Annotated in this window: 3 protein-coding genes; all 3 read left to right on the forward strand. The window is 46.3% G+C overall.

What is annotated here, in order from left to right; translation table 11 throughout:
• The first annotated feature begins 348 nt into the window (after positions 1-348).
• The 3 genes from Q0859_RS21390 to Q0859_RS21400 are packed head-to-tail and all read left to right on the forward strand — an operon-like array spanning position 349 to position 1,508.
• On the forward strand, positions 349-885 hold the full coding sequence (locus Q0859_RS21390) for a hypothetical protein (RefSeq protein WP_299155184.1): 537 nt from the start codon (positions 349-351) through the stop codon (positions 883-885).
• On the forward strand, positions 869-1,339 hold the full coding sequence (locus Q0859_RS21395; protein ID WP_299155187.1) for a hypothetical protein: 471 nt from the start codon (positions 869-871) through the stop codon (positions 1,337-1,339). Before Q0859_RS21390 ends, Q0859_RS21395 begins: the two co-directional genes overlap by 17 nt.
• A 1-nt stretch (position 1,340) precedes the next feature.
• A complete protein-coding gene (locus tag Q0859_RS21400; protein WP_299155190.1) occupies positions 1,341-1,508 on the forward strand; it encodes a hypothetical protein in 168 nt (55 codons plus the stop codon).
• The last annotated feature ends 53 nt before the right edge of the window (positions 1,509-1,561 follow it).

Consider the following 1,561-nt stretch of genomic DNA (forward strand, 5'->3'; position numbering starts at 1 on the left):
TAACTAAGCCCAGATGAGCGACGACTCCTCAAAGTCAAACCGCCATCTGTCTCAAACCATTTGATGACGGACAGCTCCGCTTACTCTCTCAGAGAATAGGCGATCCGCACCCGCCGCCGTCAGCGTGTCGGTTCGAGCGCCAGGATTTTGGTCTGTGGTTGAAACGTGAGCATATCCGATGATCATGCTCCATGATGACAAAAACCCTCCAAAACTCCAAACGTTGTATCACGGGTTTATGTAACGTCTAAGCCTTTGACCGCTCTCGCTCAGATTGTACGTGACAAAAAACACCGTTTACGGATACAAAAAGCCAATCGATTTGGCGATATACCCATTGGAACATGAATGCTTAAGGTTTTACAACCGAATCAACAGGATGAGAGCGTTGCTGTCAACAAAGCTAATTCAGGAACATCATTTCGACTAGCCTCTTCTGGTTCTGATCTGCCAGCCATCGTGCGACTTGCACAAGATGCACACAACGAAAGCAGGTTCGGCTATATGCCGTTCAACCCTGATAAGGTTCGTAAGATCGCAAGAGCCGCGTTCAAAGACCAAAAACGCCATGCCGTCATGATTGCCGAGAAGCACGATCAGGCCGTTGGCTTCGTCTACTGTTCAGTTGGCGAGTACCATATTGGTTCAAATGTTCTTTTGACCACCATCCATAACATGAATGTTGCCCACAGCGTTAGATCGTCCCTGTCCGGCGGCAAAATCGCCCTTGGCCTGTTTCGTGGGGTCGAGACCTGGTCAAAGGCCAGAGGCGCAAAAGAAATCCTGTTCCATGTCACGTCTGATGTAAGTCTTGCGCAAGCACACAAGCTGGCAAAGCGCATCGGCTATCAGTTCATCGGAGGAAGTTATGTTAAGAACACTTAGGCAGTCAAAGGCGTTAAAACTGCTACAAATGACATGCGTCGTTTCCGCCATTCTTGTACCGACTTTTTCTGTAGCAAAGACGGTCTGCGAGAGCCTCCCAGGCTCTATTGAAGTTTTGGAAGATGCAAAAGAAATTTTAACACTTGGACAGTATAACTCCTTCTTCGGTTTCGCAAACCGCATAGCCAATATTGATACAAATCCTGAAGCATCGGACAATACACCAGAAGGTATATTGTCTCGCGCCTTCCCAGGTGGATTTCAAACCTGCTCAACAATAATGTCAAAAATGGTTTCGGAACGATTTATCTCCGAGATTGTGATATTTATAGACTCCCAAGAAAGAGTAATCTTTCTGGGCTGGGATGCAATAAAGGTCAATGATAGTTGGGAAATAGTTAAGTACCAGATCGAAGATAATTTCGAGAAAATCATAGAAGAATGGAGATCGTAAGGTGGGAAATACCGAAATAAGTATCGGAAGAGTTTTCGGAACAGATACCGGACAAATTACTGGCGGCGCTTCTGTTGGAATTCGCTTTGGAGGCGATGATAACTCCATTTCCCTGAAAGGAACCGCAGTTATTAACGCCAACCCATTTGTAACCCGTCACGGCCTTTGAGACAGACAGCATTGTTTTGCTAAGGGAGTGTCTTTCGCTCATCGTAACCCTTG

The sequence above is a fragment of the uncultured Tateyamaria sp. genome, from assembly GCF_947497045.1.
Taxonomy (GTDB): domain Bacteria; phylum Pseudomonadota; class Alphaproteobacteria; order Rhodobacterales; family Rhodobacteraceae; genus Tateyamaria.